The sequence below is a fragment of the Hyphomicrobiales bacterium genome (assembly GCA_016710435.1).
In the GTDB taxonomy this organism is placed as follows: domain Bacteria; phylum Pseudomonadota; class Alphaproteobacteria; order Rhizobiales; family Aestuariivirgaceae; genus Aestuariivirga.
In genome coordinates, this window is record JADJVV010000001.1 from 3,205,150 (window position 1) to 3,221,932 (window position 16,783).

Sequence of the window (16,783 nt, forward strand, 5' to 3'; positions counted from 1 at the left end):
CGGTGACCCACCCCAGAACAGGGCCTCCTTAATTTCTTTTAAGGCGCAAAGGGAAATAACTCGTTAAATTATTTGCAACGTTTTGGTGACGGCAAGCCCTCTAAAGCACACGAAAATCCACGTCGCCGTATTCGCTGGCCACCCGCACGCGACGTTCCGCAATGGGCAGGATCACCCGATGATACGGTACCCAGCGCACGGTCTGGTCGGGAAAACGCAAGGCCGCGATCACCTGCTCATAGACCGGAACGCCTTGCGAGACCGCCCGCCCGTAGGACTGGCTGGCACTGCGCCCCAGCGCTCCTGTGGCGAGGCAGGGAAAGGTCGATTGGTCCGTGCCCCAAATTCGTCCGATTGCCGAGCGTTCGCCCACGCGGCAGACGACAAAACCATCGAGTTCCGGTTCATATCGGCATTCAACACTGTGTTCCGCTGCCACCGCCTTCTCGCGAAGCACGTCTTGTAACAGGCCGGGCACCCGCGCCGAAGACACGTCGGGCTCATGCACGAACACCCGGCTGCTCAGGTGTCGGTCAGCATTCATGACAAGTGCGCGGATGCGGCAGGCCGCCTCATCGACCGTCTCAAGGCGTTCCTCGAACCATCCCGCCGCATAGAAGCGCAGCATCACGGGGGCCTGCAGGTATGGCAGCATTGCCTCGGCAGAAAACAGCGAGCCCACATGCGGTGATGCCACAACCCAGCGCAACTCCGTGCCTGCCGGTCCGGACACAAGGCGCACCGCGCCCTGTTCGTTCATCAGCCGCCACGCGTCATCGTGAGGCGGATCATGTCCTGCCGCGCGCGCTTCTCCATTCACGATCCATATGGAACGCCGTGTCATGCCTGCCCCTCACAATGCACGGCGGGGAGCCAAGACATGTTTTGTGCGATACATCAATTGCTGTCCGCCATGGCAGTCAACAGGCACTGACGCACGGCCAGTCAATTCAACCGACCGGATCCACCTTGGTTAACGCGTCAGCCGTTGCGGAACCGGTTGTTGCGCGGGAAACCCTTGGGCGGCAACCGTCCGGCCTGCGCCCGTTCGCCGATCCATTCTCCGAGGTCCGTCGAGACGAATTCGCGGCCTGAACTGTCGATCCAGATGAGGCCCGACTTCAGCTTGAAGCACTGCACGTCGCTGAGCCCGCCATCCTTGAACTTCTGCAGACGCACGCCCTTGCCCCGCGCCATGTCCGGCACCTCGGCAAGCTTGAAGATCAGCAGCTTGCGGTTCTCGCCCACGGTGGCCACGTGGTCCGCATCCGGCGGCACCACCACGCAGGACTGCGCTTCAACAGGCGCCTTCACGTTCAGCACCTGCTTGCCCTTGCGGGTGTTGGCCACGCACTCGTCTTCGGCGACAACGAAACCGTCGCCCTCCGTCGAGGCAAGCAGCCGGCGCGTGCCCGGCTGATGCACGAACAGCGAGACAACCGTATCCGCCGCATCCACATCCGCCATCAGGCGCACCGGTTCACCATGGCCGCGCCCGCCCGGCAGGCGCGACGCCTCCAGCGTGAAGAACTTGCCCGAGGAAGAGAACAGCATGATCTTGTCGGTCGTCATGGCGTTCACCACGAACTTGCCGCGGTCGCCATCCTTGTAGGTCAAGCCGGAGGCATCCTCCAGATGGCCCTTCATGCTGCGAATCCAGCCTTTCTCCGAACATACGATGGTGACGGGTTCCTTCTCCGTCATCATCTCTTCCAGGTCGGCATCCACATCAGGTGCCTCGGCGAAATCCGTGCGGCGCTTGCCCAGCGCGGTCTTCTTGGAGAACTTCTCCTTGATGCCCTTGATCTCGCCGCTGATCGTCTCCCACTGCTCGTCCTCGGACTTGAGCAGGCCCTTCAGGCCCTTCTGTTCCTTGATCAGCGAGTCATTCTCGCGGCGGATTTCCATCTCCTCCAGCCGGCGCAAGGCGCGCAGGCGCATGTTCAGAATGGCTTCGGCCTGCGTGTCCGTGAGGTCGAAGCGCTGCATCAAGGCGGGCTTGGGCTCGTCCTCTTCCCGGATGATGCGGATCACCTCGTCGAGGTTGAGATAGGCGATGAGATAACCGCCCAGGATTTCCAGGCGCCGCGCGATTTCGCCCAGCCGGAAATTGGTTCGGCGAACCAGCACCTCCTTGCGATGATCCAGCCACTCCCGTAGCACATCGCGCAGGCTCATCACCTTCGGCACCTTGCCGCCGGAGAGCACGTTCATGTTGAGGGGAATGCGCGACTCGAACTCGGTGTTGCGGAACAGCTGCTCCATCAGCAACGTCGCATCAATGTTGCGTGTCTTCGGCTCAATGACGATGCGGATGTCTTCGGCCGATTCATCGCGAATGTCGCCGATGAGAGGCAGCTTCTTGTCCGACATCAGCTCGGCCACGCGCTCGATCAGCTTGGACTTCTGCACCATGTACGGGATTTCGGTGACGATAATCTGCCAGCCGCCGCGGCCCAGTTCCTCCTGGCTCCAGCGCGCCCGCACCCGGAAGGCACCGCGGCCCGTCTTGTAGGCCTCGATGATGGATTCGCGGCTGTCGATCACGACGCCGCCCGTCGGAAAATCCGGTCCCACCACGAACTGCGTAAGCTTCTCCACGCCCGCATTGGGCGTCTTGATGAGGTGCAGGGCGGCATCACACAATTCCGCTGCATTGTGCGGCGGAATGGAGGTGGCCATGCCGACGGCGATGCCCGTGGCCCCGTTGGCCAGCAAGTTCGGGAATGCACCGGGCAGCACCACGGGTTCCTGCACCGAGCCGTCATAGTTGGCGCGGAAATCCACCGTCTCTTCGTCAAGGCCGTCGAGGAGCAGCCCTGCCACTTCGGTCATTCGCGCTTCGGTGTAGCGGTAGGCAGCAGCGCCATCGCCATCGATGTTGCCGAAATTGCCTTGCCCATCCACCAGCGGGTAGCGCGAGGAAAAGTCCTGCGCCAGGCGCACCAGCGCATCGTAGATCGACTGGTCGCCGTGCGGATGATAGCCGCCCATCACGTCGCCGACGATCTTGGCGGACTTTTTGAAGGCGGCACTCGGGTCCAGCCGCAACAGCCGCATCACATGCAGCAGGCGCCGATGCACCGGCTTCAGCCCGTCACGCACATCGGGCAGCGCCCGGTGCATGATGGTGGACAACGCATAGGCCAGATAGCGCTCTTCCAGCGCATCCTTCAGTTCCACAGGCTCGATGTCGGGGGCCCGCGGTGGCGGCGGGGGTACGTGTTTGCTCATGATTCGCTGATTATAGCAGGGGGTTGCGGGCTAAACCCGGACGACGATTACCTTGACGACGGGCTTCTTGCCCCATTCCGCCTCGGCTGCACGCCGGATGGCGAGGCGCACCGTATCCTCAACCACCGCGGCATCCTTGCGGCGTTGCCGTGGCAGCGAGGTGAATGCCTTTTCGGCCGCTTCCTCCAGCACCTCACCGAGAGCGGGCGGAACACCATCGATGATCACTTCGATATCATCAGCGAGGTCCAGCCGGTCATCCACCACGACACCCGCCACGACCAGTCCCACGAAGGAGAGCTTGCGGCGCTGCCTGGCAGGTCCATCGACCCCCGGCACGATCAGCTTGCCATCCACATGCAGGATACCCGCCGGCGCCTCGTCCACGATGGCGAGCGGCCCCGGCGCCAGCCGCAGGATCTTACCATCTTCGGGAATGAGTGTATCCGCGATGCCGTGCTCCTCCGCAAACTTCGCATGGGCACGCAGGTGGCGCGGTTCGCCATGCATCGGCACGAGCGCCTTGGGCTTCACCCAGCCATACATCTGCTGCAACTCGCCCTGGCGCGGATGCCCCGAGGAATGCACCAGCGCCTCGTCCGCCGTGATCACATCCACATCCAGCCGTGCGAGGTTGTTGATGACCGCGCCTACTTCTTTTTCGTTGCCCGGAATGGTGCGCGCCGAAAAGATGACGAGATCGCCCTTCTCAAGCGCGACGTTGGGATGATTGTCCTCGGCGATGCGGGCAATGGCCGCCCGCGGTTCACCCTGGCTGCCGGTGCACAGCAGCATGATCTTGTCCTGCGGCAGGTAGCCGAACTCCGCTTCGTCCAGGAAGGCACCTGTGTTTTCCAGCATGCCGCAAATGCGCGCCGCTTCGATCGTGTTGCGCATGGCACGCCCGGCGATGACCACCTCGCGCCCTGCCGCCCGCGCCGCCCGCACGGCCGAGGTGATGCGTTCCACATGCGAGGCGAAGGTCGTCACGGCCACGCGGCCGGGTGCGGCCTTGATGATGTCGGTCAATGTCGCCGCCACATCAGTCTCGGAAGGTGACACGCCCTCGCGCAGCACGTTGGTCGAATCGCACACGAAGGCGTCCACGCCTTCCTTGCCGATTTCGATGAAACGCTTCTCGTTGAACGGCTTTCCCAACACCGGCGTGCGGTCGATCTTCCAGTCGCCGGAGTGCAGCACACGCCCCTGCTCGGTCTTGATCCACAGCGCATGCGACTGCGGAATGGAGTGCGTGACCTCCACATATTCAACCGTGAACGACCCAACCTTGAAAGGCTTGCCCGGCTGATGCACGATCACCGGCACATCGCCATCCAGCCCGTGTTCCTTCAGCTTCAGTTTCAGCAGTTCCGCGGCGAAGGGCGTGCAATGCACATCACACCCCAACTGCGGCCAGAGCCACGGCACCGCGCCGATATGATCCTCATGCGCATGGGTGATGATCAGCCCCGCCAGATCGTTGCGGTTTGACGTCATGAACCCCACGTCCGGCAGGATCACATCGACACCCGGTTCCGCATCGCCGCCGAACTTCACGCCGAGATCAACCATCAGCCACTCACGGGACTCAACCGGCCCCACGCCGTAGCAGTAGCAGTTCATGCCGATCTCGCCCGTGCCGCCAAGCGGCAGCAGAACAAGTCCCTGGTCTTCCCCGCGCTTGCGACGGCTGCTCATGCTGCACCTGCCCTGAATGTAACATCACCCGCGTGGATTGCCTGACGCGAGCCATCCCCACACTTCACCACGAGCGCACCATCGCTTGCGAGGCCATCGAACACGCCATCCCAAACACTGTTGCCGCTTTCAACATGCACGGGGGAATGAAGCCCGTGGGCCCGCTCTTCCCATGCGCGAATGATCTGAGGGAATCCCGCACCGTCAGCCCATTCGGCGAGGCGCGCATCCAACGCCGCCGCATAGGTGGCAAATACTGAATCGACGCTGGCTTCCGGTGCATATTGGTGGAGGCGCGATGTTATGTAGGCGAGGCCCTGCGGACTGTGGGCGATGTTGATGCCGCACCCGATCACCACCTGCCCGCCCTCCACCGTCTCGCACAGGATGCCCGAAACCTTGCCACCAGCCAGCAGGCAATCATTCGGCCATTTCAATCGCACACGCGCGGTGCCGCAAAACCGGGACACCGTGTCATGCACGGCCAATGCCGTCACAAAGGCAATCTGCGGAATGGCCTGCACCGGGGCCGCGACGGGAACAAGGTAGGAGACATGGAGATTGCCCGCCGGCGATACCCAATTGCGGCCAAGCCGTCCCTTGCCCGCTTCCTGCACGTCCGCCACCAGCCACAAGGGGCCGCGCGTGCCTGCAGCGGCCAGCCGTTGCGCCTGCGCATTGGTAGAATCAATGGTGGCGAAACGCTGGACGGGCGCGATCGGAGGCACCTCAGTGCAGGGACTGCGCGGCAGCGGTCGCCAGTGCCAGGAGCGGCTGCGCAATCAGCACGAAGACGAGTGCAAAGGCACCGGAGGCATAGGCCACGGTCTTCACTTCACCATCCACGGCATCGAACGCATCCACCGGCTCATCGAAGTAGATCATCTTCACGATGCGCAGGTAGTAGTAGGCGCCGACAACGCTGGCGACCACACCGATGATGGCGAGCAGCCAAAGCCCGGCCTTCACCGCAGCCATGAACACGAACAACTTGCCGAAGAAGCCCGCCAGCGGCGGAATGCCCGCGAGCGAGAACATCAGCATGGAGAACACGAAGGCGAGTCCCTTGTTGGTGCGCGCAAGGCCCGCGAGGTCCGAAACCTGTTCTACCGCACGGCCCTGGCGGCGCATGGCCAGCACGCAGGCGAACACGCCAACCGTGGTGAACAGGTAGATGAGCATGTAGATGACGACGCCCTGCACGCCCTCATCGCTGCCCGCCGCAAGGCCGACAAGCGCATAGCCCATGTGGCCGATGGACGAATAGGCCAGCAGGCGCTTGATGTTGGTCTGGCCGATGGCGGCAAAGGCGCCGAGCACCATGGAGGCAATCGACACGAACACCACGATCTGCTGCCAGTCCGCAACCACGGCGGCGAAAGGTCCGGTGAGAACGCGCACGAACAGCGCCATGGCGGCGATCTTCGGGGCGGCGGCAAAGAAGGCCGTCACCGGCGTCGGTGCACCTTCATAGACGTCCGGCGTCCACATGTGGAACGGCACGGCAGAAACCTTGAAGGCGAGGCCGGAAATGATGAACACAAGCCCGAACAGCACGCCGAGGCTGGAGCCCGAGGCACCCAGCGCGGCCGCAATACCGGTGAACTGCGTCGTGCCGGTGAAGCCGTAAACCAGCGACGCGCCATAGAGCAGCATGCCCGATGACAGTGCGCCGAGGACGAAATACTTGAGGCCCGCTTCCGACGACTTGGCATCGTCACGGTTGATCGACGCCACCACGTAAAGCGCCAGCGACTGCAATTCCAGGCCCATGTAGAGCGAGATGAGATCACCCGCCGAAATCATCATCATCATGCCCACCGTGGCGAGCAGGATGATCACCGGATATTCGAACTTGGCCATGTGGACGCGCGCGAGGAAACGCCCGGACAGGATGATGGCAATGGCGGAACCCGACATGGCCAGCACCTTCATCAGGCGCGCAAAGCCGTCCACCACGAAGGCTCCGCCGAAGGCCGTCACCTTGCCCTCGCCCGTGCCCCAGATCACCGCCGCCATGGCGACGAGCAGCGCGATCACGGCGCCAGAGGCCACGATGCCATAGGCCTCGCGGCGGCTGAACACACCGAGCATCAGCAGGACCATCGCCAGCACCGCCAGCAGGATTTCCGGGGCGGCGGCAGCGGCATCAGCCTGTTGCAGGAAGGTCATCATGGGGTCACTTCATCGTAAGGGTGATGGTGTCGAGATGGGCAGCGGCCACCTGCACGGACTTGAGCAGGCCCTCGATCGAGGCTGCCACCGTGTCGAGGATGGGCGCTGGGTACACACCGAAGAACAGCGTCAGCACCACAAGCGGCGCCAGCATTGCCAGTTCGCGCGGAGTCATGTCCGGCATCCACGTCAGCGTCGACTTCTCCAGCTTGCCGAACACCACGCGGCGATAGAGCCACAGTGCATAGCAGGCAGAAAGAATGACGCCCGAGGTGGCGAAGAACGCCACCCAGGTATTGTTCTGGAACGTGCCGATCAGCGTCAGGAATTCACCGACGAATCCGGAGGAACCCGGCAGGCCGACATTCGCCATGGTGAACAGCATGAACACCGCCGCATAGAGCGGCATCCTGTTCACCAGGCCGCCATAGGCCGCGATCTCGCGCGTGTGCATGCGATCATAGACAACGCCTACGCAGAGGAACAGCGCGCCGGACACAAGGCCGTGGCTGATCATCTGGAACATCGCGCCATCGATGCCCTGCCGCGTCATGGAGAAGATGCCCATGGTGACGAAGCCCATGTGCGCCACGGACGAATAGGCAATCAGCTTCTTCATGTCCTCCTGCATCAGGGCGACGAGCGAGGTGTAGACGATGGCCACCACCGAAAGCGCGTAGACGAAGTTCTGGAAGTACAGGCTGGCGTCCGGGAACATCGGCAGCGAGAAGCGCAGGAAGCCGTAGCCGCCCATCTTCAGCAGGATCGCCGCCAGGATGACGGAGCCCGCTGTCGGCGCCTCCACATGCGCATCCGGCAGCCAGGTGTGCACCGGCCACATCGGCATTTTCACCGCGAAGGACGCGAAGAAGGCAAGCCACAGCCATGTCTGCATTTCCGGCGGGAAGGTGTCGGGCTTGGCCAGCAGCGCCACAATGTCCGTCGTGCCCGCATGCCAGTACATTGCAATGATGGCGAGCAGCATCAGCACCGAGCCGAGCAGCGTGTAAAGGAAAAACTTGAACGAGGCATAGACGCGCCGCGGCCCGCCCCAGATGCCGATGATGAGGAACATCGGGATGAGACCAGCTTCAAACAGCACGTAGAACAGCACAAGGTCGAGCGCCACGAACACGCCGATCATCAGCGTTTCCAGAACCAGGAAGGCGATCATGTATTCCTTCACCCGCTTGTCCACGTGCCATGAGGCCAGGATGCAGATCGGCATGAGGAAGGTGGTGAGCATCACCAGCGGCATCGAGATGCCGTCGACGCCAAGTTTGTAACTGGCAAACCCGCCCATCCACGCATGGCTCTCCAGAAGCTGGAAGCCCGGTTCGGCGATCGTGAAGTTCAGCGGAATGAGGATCGACACCGCGAAGGTGACGAGCGTCGTCCACAGGGCCGTGTAGCGCGCGCGCTTGGCTGTTGCGGCTTCATCGCCGCCGGTGAAGACCAGCGTCAGCGCGCCCACAAGCGGCAGGAAAGTGACGACCGAAAGCAAGGGCCAGTTCATCAGTGTGTGCCCCCAAACGAGAACCAGGAAACAAGTGCCGCCACGCCGATCAGCATGGCAAAGGCGTAGTGGTAGACATAACCCGTCTGCAGGCGGACGACCTTGTCGGTGACGTCAATGACACGCGCCGACACGCCGTCGGGACCGAGGCCATCGATCACCTCGCCATCACCCTTCTTCCACAGGAAGCGGCCAAGCCACATGGCCGGGCGCACGAACAGGAAGTCGTAGAGTTCGTCGAAGTACCACTTGTTGAGCAGGAACTGGTAGATCGGTTGGTGCATGGCCGCCAGACGCTTCGGCAGTTCCGTGTTGCGGATGTAGAACAGGAAGGCCAGCAGGAAGCCCGACAGCATGGCGATGGTCGCCGACCACTTCACCAGCACCGGCGCTTCGTGGATCTTGTGCACGATCTCGTTGTCGGTCGCACGGAAGATCGACTTGCCCCAGAACACCGCCTCTTCATGGCCCATGAAATAGTGCTCGAAGGCAAAGCCCGCGACGATGGCGCCAAGCGCCAGCACATAGAGCGGGATCAGCATCACGTTGCTGCTCTCATGCACGTGGTCCATCGTCTCCTTGTCGGCGCGCGGCGCACCGTTGAAGGTCATGAAGGCCAGACGCCAGGAATAGAACGAGGTGCAGAAGGCCGCGATCACCAGGAGGCCGAAAGCCAGCATGTGAGGTGCGGCTTCCGACATGAAGGCGCTTTCGATGATGGCATCCTTGGAATGGAATCCGGCAAAGCCGAAGAGACCGGGAATGCCCACACCCGTCAGCGCGAAGGTGCCGATCAGCATCATCGCCCAGGTAATGCGGATGTGCGGCGCAAGGCCACCCATGTTCCGCATGTCCTGCTCGCCCGACATGGCATGGATCACCGAACCTGCGCCAAGGAACAACAGCGCCTTGAAGAACGCATGCGTAAACAGGTGGAACATGCCGATGCCATAGGCGCCAACACCCATCGCCACGAACATGTAGCCAAGCTGCGAACAGGTGGAATAGGCAATGACGCGCTTGATGTCGTTCTGGACGAGACCGACCGTCGCCGCGAAGAACGCCGTGACGGCACCGACGATGATCACGACGTCGCGGGCCACGGGAGCGAGTTCAAACAGCGGCGAAAGACGCGCCACCAGAAACACGCCCGCCGTCACCATGGTGGCGGCGTGGATGAGGGCGGAAACCGGCGTCGGGCCTTCCATGGCATCCGGCAGCCAGGTGTGCAGCAGGAACTGCGCGGACTTGCCCATGGCGCCCATGAACAAGAGCAGGCACAGCACCGTCAGCGTATCCCACTCCCAGGAAAGGAAATGCATGGTCTTGCCGACAGCGTTGGGTGCCGCGGCAAACACGGTGTCGAACTCGATCGAACCGTAGACCATGAACACGCCGAAGATGCCAAGCGCGAAGCCGAAGTCACCCACGCGGTTGACGACGAAGGCCTTGATCGCGGCCGCATTGGCCGCGGGCCGCGTGTACCAGAAGCCGATGAGCAGGTAGGACGCGAGGCCCACGCCTTCCCAGCCGAAGAACATCTGCAGCAGGTTGTCGCTCGTCACCAGCATCAGCATGGCGAAGGTGAAGAGCGAGAGATAGGCGAAGAAGCGCGGCTGGTGCTCGTCGTGGCTCATGTAGCCAAGCGAATAGAGATGGACCAGCGCCGACACCGTGTTGACCACAACCAGCATCACCGAGGTCAGCGCGTCGATGCGGAGCGCCCAGGAGGATTGCAGCGTGCCGGAGGTGATCCAGCGCAGCACTTCAACCTTCGTGTCGTGCCCTTCGTGCAGGAAGCCCCAGAAGTTCACCCAGGAGAGAATGGCCGAGACGAACAGCAGTCCCGTCGTCAGGTACATGGGCCACATCGGCCCGTGATAATGTCCGCCGTGGTCGTCGTGGACATGGCCATGGTCGTCGTGGCCGTGAGTGTCATGGCCATGGCCGCCATAGACGGCGCTGTCGGAGCCCATGTTGCGGAACAGCGACGTTCCGAAAAGGCCCGCGATGATCGCGCCCAGGAGTGGAAGGAAGACGATTGCCTGATACATGATGCTACTCGTCAGCCCTTCATGAGTGTGATGTCGTCAACCGCGATGGTGCCGCGGTTGCGATAGTAGGTGACAAGGATGGCAAGGCCGATGGCGGCCTCGGCGGCAGCGACTGTCAGCACCAGCAGCGCGAAGACCTGGCCCACCAGGTCATTGAGCGCGGTCGAGAATGCCACCAGATTGATGTTCACCGCCAGCAGGATGAGTTCCACCGACATCATGATGATGATGACGTTCTTCCGGTTGAGGAAGATGCCGAAGATGCCGATCGTGAAGATGATCGCGGCAACCGTGAGATAATGTGAAAGGCCGATCATCTTACAGTCCCTGCCCCGGTTCGACTTTGCGGATTTCAACGGCGGTGGCCGGCGTGCGCGCCACCTGCGCGGCAATGCTCTGGCGCTTCACGCCTTCCTTGTGGCGGAGCGTCAGCACGATGGCGCCCACCATGGCAACGAGCAGCACAAGGCCCGAAGCCTGGAACCAGTAGACGTATTTCGTGTAGAGGATTTCACCCAGTGCCGCGGTGTTGGAAATGCCACCGGCGGGTGCCGGTGCCGCCGCGCTCTTCAGCGCTTCCGGAGCAATGGTCCAGGTGCCGAACAGCAGCGCCAGTTCAACAAGCACGATGAGCCCGATCACCGCGCCCACAGGCAGGTAACTTGCCATGCCTTCACGCAACTTCACGAAGTCCACGTCGAGCATCATGACGACGAAGAGGAACAGCACGGCGACAGCGCCCACGTAGACGACCACGAGAATCATCGCCAGGAACTCGGCCCCCATCAGGATGAACAGTCCCGCGGCATTGAAGAAACACAGGATGAGGAACAGCACGGAATGCACCGGGTTCCGCGCCGTGATCACCATCACGGCGGAAGCAACCGCGAGGGCGGCGAAGAGATAGAAGAAAAGCGTTGCGGCCATGGGTCAATCCTCAGCGGTATGGCGCGTCGAGCGAGATGTTGCGGGCAATCTCGCGTTCCCAGCGGTCGCCGTTGTCGAGCAGCTTCTGCTTGTTGAACAGCAGCTCCTCACGGGTCTCCGTCGAAAATTCGAAGTTCGGTCCTTCCACGATGGCGTCCACCGGGCAGGCTTCCTGGCAGAAGCCGCAGTAGATGCACTTCACCATGTCGATGTCATAGCGCGTCGTGCGGCGCGTACCGTCGTTGCGGCGCGGGCCTGCCTCGATGGTGATGGCCTGCGCCGGGCAGATCGCCTCGCACAGCTTGCAGGCAATGCAGCGTTCTTCGCCATTCGGATAGCGGCGCAACGCATGTTCGCCACGGAAGCGAGGGCTGAGGATGCCCTTTTCGTGCGGATAGTTCAGCGTCGCCTTGGGTGACACCATGTACTTGAGGGCAAGCCAGGTGGCGGAGGCGAATTCCTTGAGGAACAGCGAGCGGGCGGCAGCGGCCAGGCGCATGTCAGTGGGCTCCCGGAGTGAAGAACTGCACGCCCACGGCGTAGCCGAAAAGCGGCATGGCGACGAGGCATTGCAGACGGATGAGAGTGGTGATGAGGGCCGGGCTGCGGCCATGGCTGTACGTCACCTTTGCCGTCTCGTGGCGAAGGCTCAGCACGGGATAGACGGCGCGCATGAATACATAGAGTTCCGCAAGCCCGAGGCCCAGGAACAGGATGGCAAAGGCAATACCGGGAAGGGAAAGCGTCATGATGGCAGCCACCCCATCATCACCAGAACGCCTGCTGTGATCGCCACCCAGGCGAGCGAGATCGGCAGGAACACCTTCCAGCCGAGGCGCATCAACTGGTCATAGCGATAGCGCGGCACGATCGCCTTCACCATGGCGAACATGAAGAACACGAACACCAGCTTGATCAGGAACCAGACGATGCCCGGCACCCAGTTCAGCACGGCCACGTCGATGATCGGCAGCCATCCCCCGAGGAAAAGGATCGCCGTCATGGCGCACATCAGCGTGATCGCCACGTATTCACCCAGCATGAACAGCAGGTACGGCGTCGAGGAATATTCCACCATGTGTCCGGCAACGAGCTCCGATTCCGCTTCCACGAGATCGAAGGGCGGGCGGTTCGTTTCCGCCAGCGCCGAGATGAAGAAGATCACGAACATCGGGAAGAGCGGCAGCCAGTACCAGTCGAGGAACGAGTTCGGCAGGCCAAGCATCGTGCCGAGGCCGGTCTTCTGCGACAGCACGATCTCGGAGAGATTGAGCGATCCCGCGCACAGCAGCACCGTGACGATGACGAAGCCGATTGACACTTCATACGACACCATCTGCGCGGCGGAGCGGAGCGCGGCGAGGAACGGATATTTCGAGTTGGAGGCCCAGCCGCCCATGATCACGCCATAGACGCCAAGCGAGGACAGCGCGAAGAGGTAGAGCACGCCCACGTTGATATCGGCCACTGCCCAGCCTTCGTTGAGCGGGATCACCGCCCAGGCCGCCAGCGCCAGCACCGACGTCACGATAGGCGCGATCAGATAAACACCCTTGTTCGCGCCGTCGGGAATGATGGCTTCCTTGAACACGAATTTCAGAAGGTCGGCGAAGGATTGCAGCACGCCCCACGGGCCCACCACGTTGGGGCCGCGGCGCATCTGCACGGCAGCCCACACCTTGCGGTCGAAGTAGATGAGGAACGACACGGCAATGAGCAGGCCCACCAGAAGGGCGACACTTTGCAGCGCGATGATGGCAAGGAGGATGACGATCTCGGTCATGGTCTTACTCCGCCGCCTGCAGCCTGCGGCCCGATTTCAGGGCCGAACAGTCGCCCATGATGCGAGAGGCGCGGGCAATCGGATTGGTGAGATAGAAGTCGGTGACAGACGAGGCAAAGCCGCTCCTGTCGGTCGCCCCCTCCCCTGCGGAAAGTTCGGAGAGCGCGTCGGCGTCCGCCTTCGCAACCGTGTTGATGGAAGCCAGTTGCGGCGCGATCTTGTACATGGCCGCGCGCAGTGCACCGATCGTCACCCACGGCAGGCTGGCGCCCAGTTCATCCGACAGCGCCTTGATGATGGCCCAGTCCTCACGGGCATCCCCGGGCGGGAAAGCCGCGCGCAAGGCAAGCTGCGGCCGCCCCTCGGTGTTGACGTAGGTTGCTGTCTTTTCGGTGTAGGCGGCGCCCGGCAAAATCACGTCGGCGCGGTGTGCGCCGGCATCGCCGTGCGTGCCAAGGTAGACGACAAAGGCCGAGCCAAGGCCGTTCATGTCGAATTCGTCAGCCCCGGCCAGGAACATCACATCGAGGTCGCCCTTGCCCGCCCCGGCGATCATCTTGCGGGCGGAAAGTCCGCCCTCACCCGGCAGCGCGCACACATCAAGCGCGCCCACGCGGCCTGCCGCCGTGTGCAGAACGTTGAAGCCGTTCCAGTCGCCGCGAACGACGCCAATGGCGGCAGCGGCCTTGGCAGCCAGTGCAAGCACGGCAGCACCATCGGCCCGCGCCAATGCGCCCTGCCCGATGATGAACATCGGCTTCTGCGCCTTCGCCATGGGATGATCGGCGAGCGTCGCCAGCGTCTCGGGTCCGGCACCCATGTAGTGATACTTGTAGGTGAGATCAGCCTGTTCGCCGATCACGCCGATGATGCAGCCGCCACGCCCCGCGCGCTTGCGGATGCGGGCATTGAGCACCGGCGCCTCAAGGCGCGGGTTGCAGCCGATGAGAAGAATGGCGTCGGCCTCTTCAATGCCGGCGATGGTCGAGTTGAACAGGTAGCCGGCGCGCCCCCCATGCTCGCCCAGCGGCGAACCGTCCTGGCGGCAATCGATGTTGGCAACACCGAGCTTCATCGCCAGTTCCTTGAGCGAGAACGCCTCTTCCGCCGACACGAGATCGCCCAGCAGAATACCCGTCCGGGCAGGCCCTGCGGCTTTCATCTTCTGCGCCACGCGCGCCAGGGCTTCCGTCCACGAGGCCGGGCGCAACTTGCCCATCTCGCGCACATAAGGTTGGTCCAGGCGCTGCGTCTTCAGGCCGTCCCACACGAAGCGCGTCTTGTCGGAAATCCATTCCTCGTTCACGTCTTCATGGGTGCGCGGCAGGATGCGCATCACTTCGCGCCCGCGCACATCCACGCGGATGTTGGAGCCGACCGCATCCATCACGTCGATGGTTTCGGTCTTGCGCAACTCCCACGGACGCGCCTTGAATTCATAGGGTTTCGACGTCAACGCGCCGACCGGGCACAGGTCGATGATATTGCCCTGCAGTTCCGATGTGATGATCTGGTCGAGATAGGTGGTGATTTCCACGTCTTCGCCGCGGCCGATGAGACCCATGTCATTGATGCCGGCCACTTCCGTGGTGAAGCGCACACAGCGCGTGCACTGGATGCAGCGGTTCATCTGAGTCTTTACCAGCGGGCCGAAGTCCTTGTCTTCCACTGCGCGCTTGTTTTCCACGAAGCGGTTCTTGGAAATGCCATAGGCCACGGCCTGGTCCTGCAGGTCGCACTCGCCGCCCTGGTCGCAGATGGGGCAATCCAGCGGGTGGTTGATGAGCAGGAATTCCATCACGCCCTCGCGGGCCTTCTTCACCATCGGCGTGTTGGTGAACACTTCCGGCGGCTCGCCATTGGGGCCGGGGCGCAGGTCATTCACCGACATGGCACAGGAGGCCTGCGGCTTGGGCGGACCGCCCTTCACTTCCACAAGGCACATGCGGCAGTTGCCCGCCACCGAGAGGCGCTCGTGATAGCAGAAGCGCGGCACTTCCTTGCCCAGCTGCTCACAGGCCTGCAGCAGCGTGGTGCCGTTCTCGAAATCGCCTTCTACGCCGTCAATCTTGATCTTTGGCATCTGTCTTACTCTGCAGCATGGCGCACCGCGCCATCCTTGTCGGATCGGTAGGTATAGGCTTCCAGCCGCTGTTCGATGACCGGGCGGAAATGATTGATCAGGCCCTGCACCGGCCACGCCGCGGCATCGCCGAGCGCGCAGATGGTGTGACCTTCGATCTGCTTGGTCACGTCGAACAGCATGTCGATCTCGCGCTTTTCGGCGCGGCCTTCGCTCATGCGGGTGAGGACGCGCCACATCCAGCCCGTGCCTTCGCGGCAGGGCGTGCACTGCCCGCAGGACTCGTGCTTGTAGAAATAGGAGAGCCGCGCAATCGTGCGGATGAGGTCGGTGGACTTGTCCATGACGATCACCGCCGCCGTGCCGAGGCCCGACTTCAGCTTCATCAGCGAGTCAAAATCCATCGGCGTGTCGATGATCTGCGCCGCCGGCACCATGCGCACCGAAGAGCCACCGGGGATGACGGCAAGGAGATTGTCCCAGCCGCCGCGCACACCGCCGCAATACTTGTCGATCAGTTCGCGGAAGGGAATGCCCATGGCCTCTTCCACGTTGCAAGGCTTGTTCACATGCCCCGAGATGCAGAACAGCTTGGTGCCCACGTTGTTCGGATTTCCGATGGAATTGAACCACGTCGCGCCGCGCCGCAGGATCGTGCCCGCAACGGCAATCGACTCGACGTTGTTCACCGTCGTCGGCGCGCCGTAAAGTCCGACGTTTGCCGGGAACGGCGGCTTCATGCGCGGCTGGCCCTTCTTGCCTTCCAGGCTTTCGAGCATCGCCGTTTCTTCGCCGCAGATATAGGCGCCCGCACCGTGATGCACCACGATGTCCATGTCCCAGCCATGGATGTTGTTCTTGCCGATCAGGCGGGCTTCATAGGCCTGGTCCACCGCCGCCTGCAGGCGCTCGCGCTCGCGGATGTATTCGCCGCGCACATAGATGTAGGCCGTGTTGCAGGCCATCGCCATGCCGGCCAGCAGGCATCCTTCCACGAGGAGATGCGGATCATGGCGCATGATCTCGCGGTCCTTGCAGGTGCCGGGCTCGGATTCATCGGCGTTGACCACAAGGTAGTGCGGGCGCTCGCCCACCACCTTCGGCATGAACGACCATTTGAGGCCCGTGGGGAAGCCGGCGCCGCCACGGCCACGCAGGCCGCTCGCCTTCACCTCGTTGACGATCCAGTCGCGGCCCTTGTCGATGAACGACTTGGTGTCCACCCAGCAGCCGCGCTGCTTGGCCCCTTCCAGGCCCCAGTCATGGAGGCCGTAGAGGTTCGTGAAGATGCGGTCCTTGTCAGCGAGCATGGC

Annotated in this window: 14 protein-coding genes; all 14 read right to left on the reverse strand. The window is 62.6% G+C overall.

The genetic code is table 11. From position 1 onward, the window contains the following. Positions 1-100: 100 nt before the first annotated feature. Positions 101-844, reverse strand: a complete 744-nt coding sequence (locus IPM06_15620) for a hypothetical protein (GenBank protein MBK8771849.1) — start codon at positions 842-844, stop codon at positions 101-103. A gap of 137 nt (positions 845-981) precedes the next feature. Next, positions 982-3,234: a DNA topoisomerase IV subunit A gene (gene parC / locus IPM06_15625; GenBank protein MBK8771850.1), complete on the reverse strand. Its 2,253-nt coding sequence runs from the start codon at positions 3,232-3,234 to the stop codon at positions 982-984. A 30-nt stretch (positions 3,235-3,264) separates the two neighbouring features. Continuing rightward, a complete protein-coding gene (locus IPM06_15630) occupies positions 3,265-4,932 on the reverse strand; it encodes a ribonuclease J (protein ID MBK8771851.1) in 1,668 nt (555 codons plus the stop codon). Further along, positions 4,929-5,660: a biotin--[acetyl-CoA-carboxylase] ligase gene (locus IPM06_15635; protein MBK8771852.1), complete on the reverse strand. Its 732-nt coding sequence runs from the start codon at positions 5,658-5,660 to the stop codon at positions 4,929-4,931. Before IPM06_15635 ends, IPM06_15630 begins: the two co-directional genes overlap by 4 nt. Before the next feature lies 1 nt (position 5,661). Beyond that, positions 5,662-7,104 carry an NADH-quinone oxidoreductase subunit NuoN gene (nuoN, locus tag IPM06_15640; GenBank protein MBK8771853.1) on the reverse strand — a complete coding sequence of 481 codons (1,443 nt, stop codon included), beginning with the start codon at positions 7,102-7,104 and terminating at the stop codon, positions 5,662-5,664. Positions 7,105-7,111: 7 nt separating this feature from the next. Next, on the reverse strand, positions 7,112-8,623 hold the full coding sequence (locus IPM06_15645) for an NADH-quinone oxidoreductase subunit M (protein MBK8771854.1): 1,512 nt from the start codon (positions 8,621-8,623) through the stop codon (positions 7,112-7,114). After that, the gene (gene nuoL, locus IPM06_15650) at positions 8,623-10,677 is read right to left on the reverse strand and encodes an NADH-quinone oxidoreductase subunit L (protein ID MBK8771855.1); all 2,055 of its coding nucleotides are present in this window, start codon (positions 10,675-10,677) and stop codon (positions 8,623-8,625) included. Before nuoL ends, IPM06_15645 begins: the two co-directional genes overlap by 1 nt. An 11-nt stretch (positions 10,678-10,688) precedes the next feature. Next, positions 10,689-10,994: an NADH-quinone oxidoreductase subunit NuoK gene (nuoK, locus tag IPM06_15655; protein MBK8771856.1), complete on the reverse strand. Its 306-nt coding sequence runs from the start codon at positions 10,992-10,994 to the stop codon at positions 10,689-10,691. 1 nt (position 10,995) lies between these two features. After that, on the reverse strand, positions 10,996-11,604 hold the full coding sequence (locus IPM06_15660; protein MBK8771857.1) for an NADH-quinone oxidoreductase subunit J: 609 nt from the start codon (positions 11,602-11,604) through the stop codon (positions 10,996-10,998). Between the two features lie 10 nt (positions 11,605-11,614). Further along, positions 11,615-12,103 carry an NADH-quinone oxidoreductase subunit NuoI gene (gene nuoI / locus IPM06_15665; protein MBK8771858.1) on the reverse strand — a complete coding sequence of 163 codons (489 nt, stop codon included), beginning with the start codon at positions 12,101-12,103 and terminating at the stop codon, positions 11,615-11,617. 1 nt (position 12,104) lies between these two features. After that, a complete protein-coding gene (locus IPM06_15670) occupies positions 12,105-12,353 on the reverse strand; it encodes a hypothetical protein (protein ID MBK8771859.1) in 249 nt (82 codons plus the stop codon). Beyond that, positions 12,350-13,387 carry an NADH-quinone oxidoreductase subunit NuoH gene (nuoH, locus tag IPM06_15675; protein MBK8771860.1) on the reverse strand — a complete coding sequence of 346 codons (1,038 nt, stop codon included), beginning with the start codon at positions 13,385-13,387 and terminating at the stop codon, positions 12,350-12,352. Before nuoH ends, IPM06_15670 begins: the two co-directional genes overlap by 4 nt. 4 nt (positions 13,388-13,391) lie before the next feature. After that, on the reverse strand, positions 13,392-15,470 hold the full coding sequence (locus tag IPM06_15680) for an NADH-quinone oxidoreductase subunit G (protein MBK8771861.1): 2,079 nt from the start codon (positions 15,468-15,470) through the stop codon (positions 13,392-13,394). A 5-nt stretch (positions 15,471-15,475) separates the two neighbouring features. Beyond that, positions 15,476-16,780: an NADH-quinone oxidoreductase subunit NuoF gene (gene nuoF / locus IPM06_15685; protein MBK8771862.1), complete on the reverse strand. Its 1,305-nt coding sequence runs from the start codon at positions 16,778-16,780 to the stop codon at positions 15,476-15,478. Positions 16,781-16,783 lie beyond the last annotated feature (3 nt).

Coding starts and splice junctions, on each gene's coding strand:
- parC (MBK8771850.1), bottom strand. CDS start 3,234: ATGAGCAAACACGTACCCCCGCCGCCACCGCGGGCCCCCGACATCGAG.
- IPM06_15660 (MBK8771857.1), bottom strand. CDS start 11,604: ATGGCCGCAACGCTTTTCTTCTATCTCTTCGCCGCCCTCGCGGTTGCT.
- IPM06_15645 (MBK8771854.1), bottom strand. CDS start 8,623: ATGAACTGGCCCTTGCTTTCGGTCGTCACTTTCCTGCCGCTTGTGGGC.
- nuoH (MBK8771860.1), bottom strand. CDS start 13,387: ATGACCGAGATCGTCATCCTCCTTGCCATCATCGCGCTGCAAAGTGTC.
- IPM06_15670 (MBK8771859.1), bottom strand. CDS start 12,353: ATGACGCTTTCCCTTCCCGGTATTGCCTTTGCCATCCTGTTCCTGGGC.
- nuoF (MBK8771862.1), bottom strand. CDS start 16,780: ATGCTCGCTGACAAGGACCGCATCTTCACGAACCTCTACGGCCTCCAT.
- nuoI (MBK8771858.1), bottom strand. CDS start 12,103: ATGCGCCTGGCCGCTGCCGCCCGCTCGCTGTTCCTCAAGGAATTCGCC.
- nuoN (MBK8771853.1), bottom strand. CDS start 7,104: ATGACCTTCCTGCAACAGGCTGATGCCGCTGCCGCCGCCCCGGAAATC.
- nuoL (MBK8771855.1), bottom strand. CDS start 10,677: ATGTATCAGGCAATCGTCTTCCTTCCACTCCTGGGCGCGATCATCGCG.
- IPM06_15620 (MBK8771849.1), bottom strand. CDS start 844: ATGACACGGCGTTCCATATGGATCGTGAATGGAGAAGCGCGCGCGGCA.
- IPM06_15630 (MBK8771851.1), bottom strand. CDS start 4,932: ATGAGCAGCCGTCGCAAGCGCGGGGAAGACCAGGGACTTGTTCTGCTG.
- nuoK (MBK8771856.1), bottom strand. CDS start 10,994: ATGATCGGCCTTTCACATTATCTCACGGTTGCCGCGATCATCTTCACG.
- IPM06_15680 (MBK8771861.1), bottom strand. CDS start 15,470: ATGCCAAAGATCAAGATTGACGGCGTAGAAGGCGATTTCGAGAACGGC.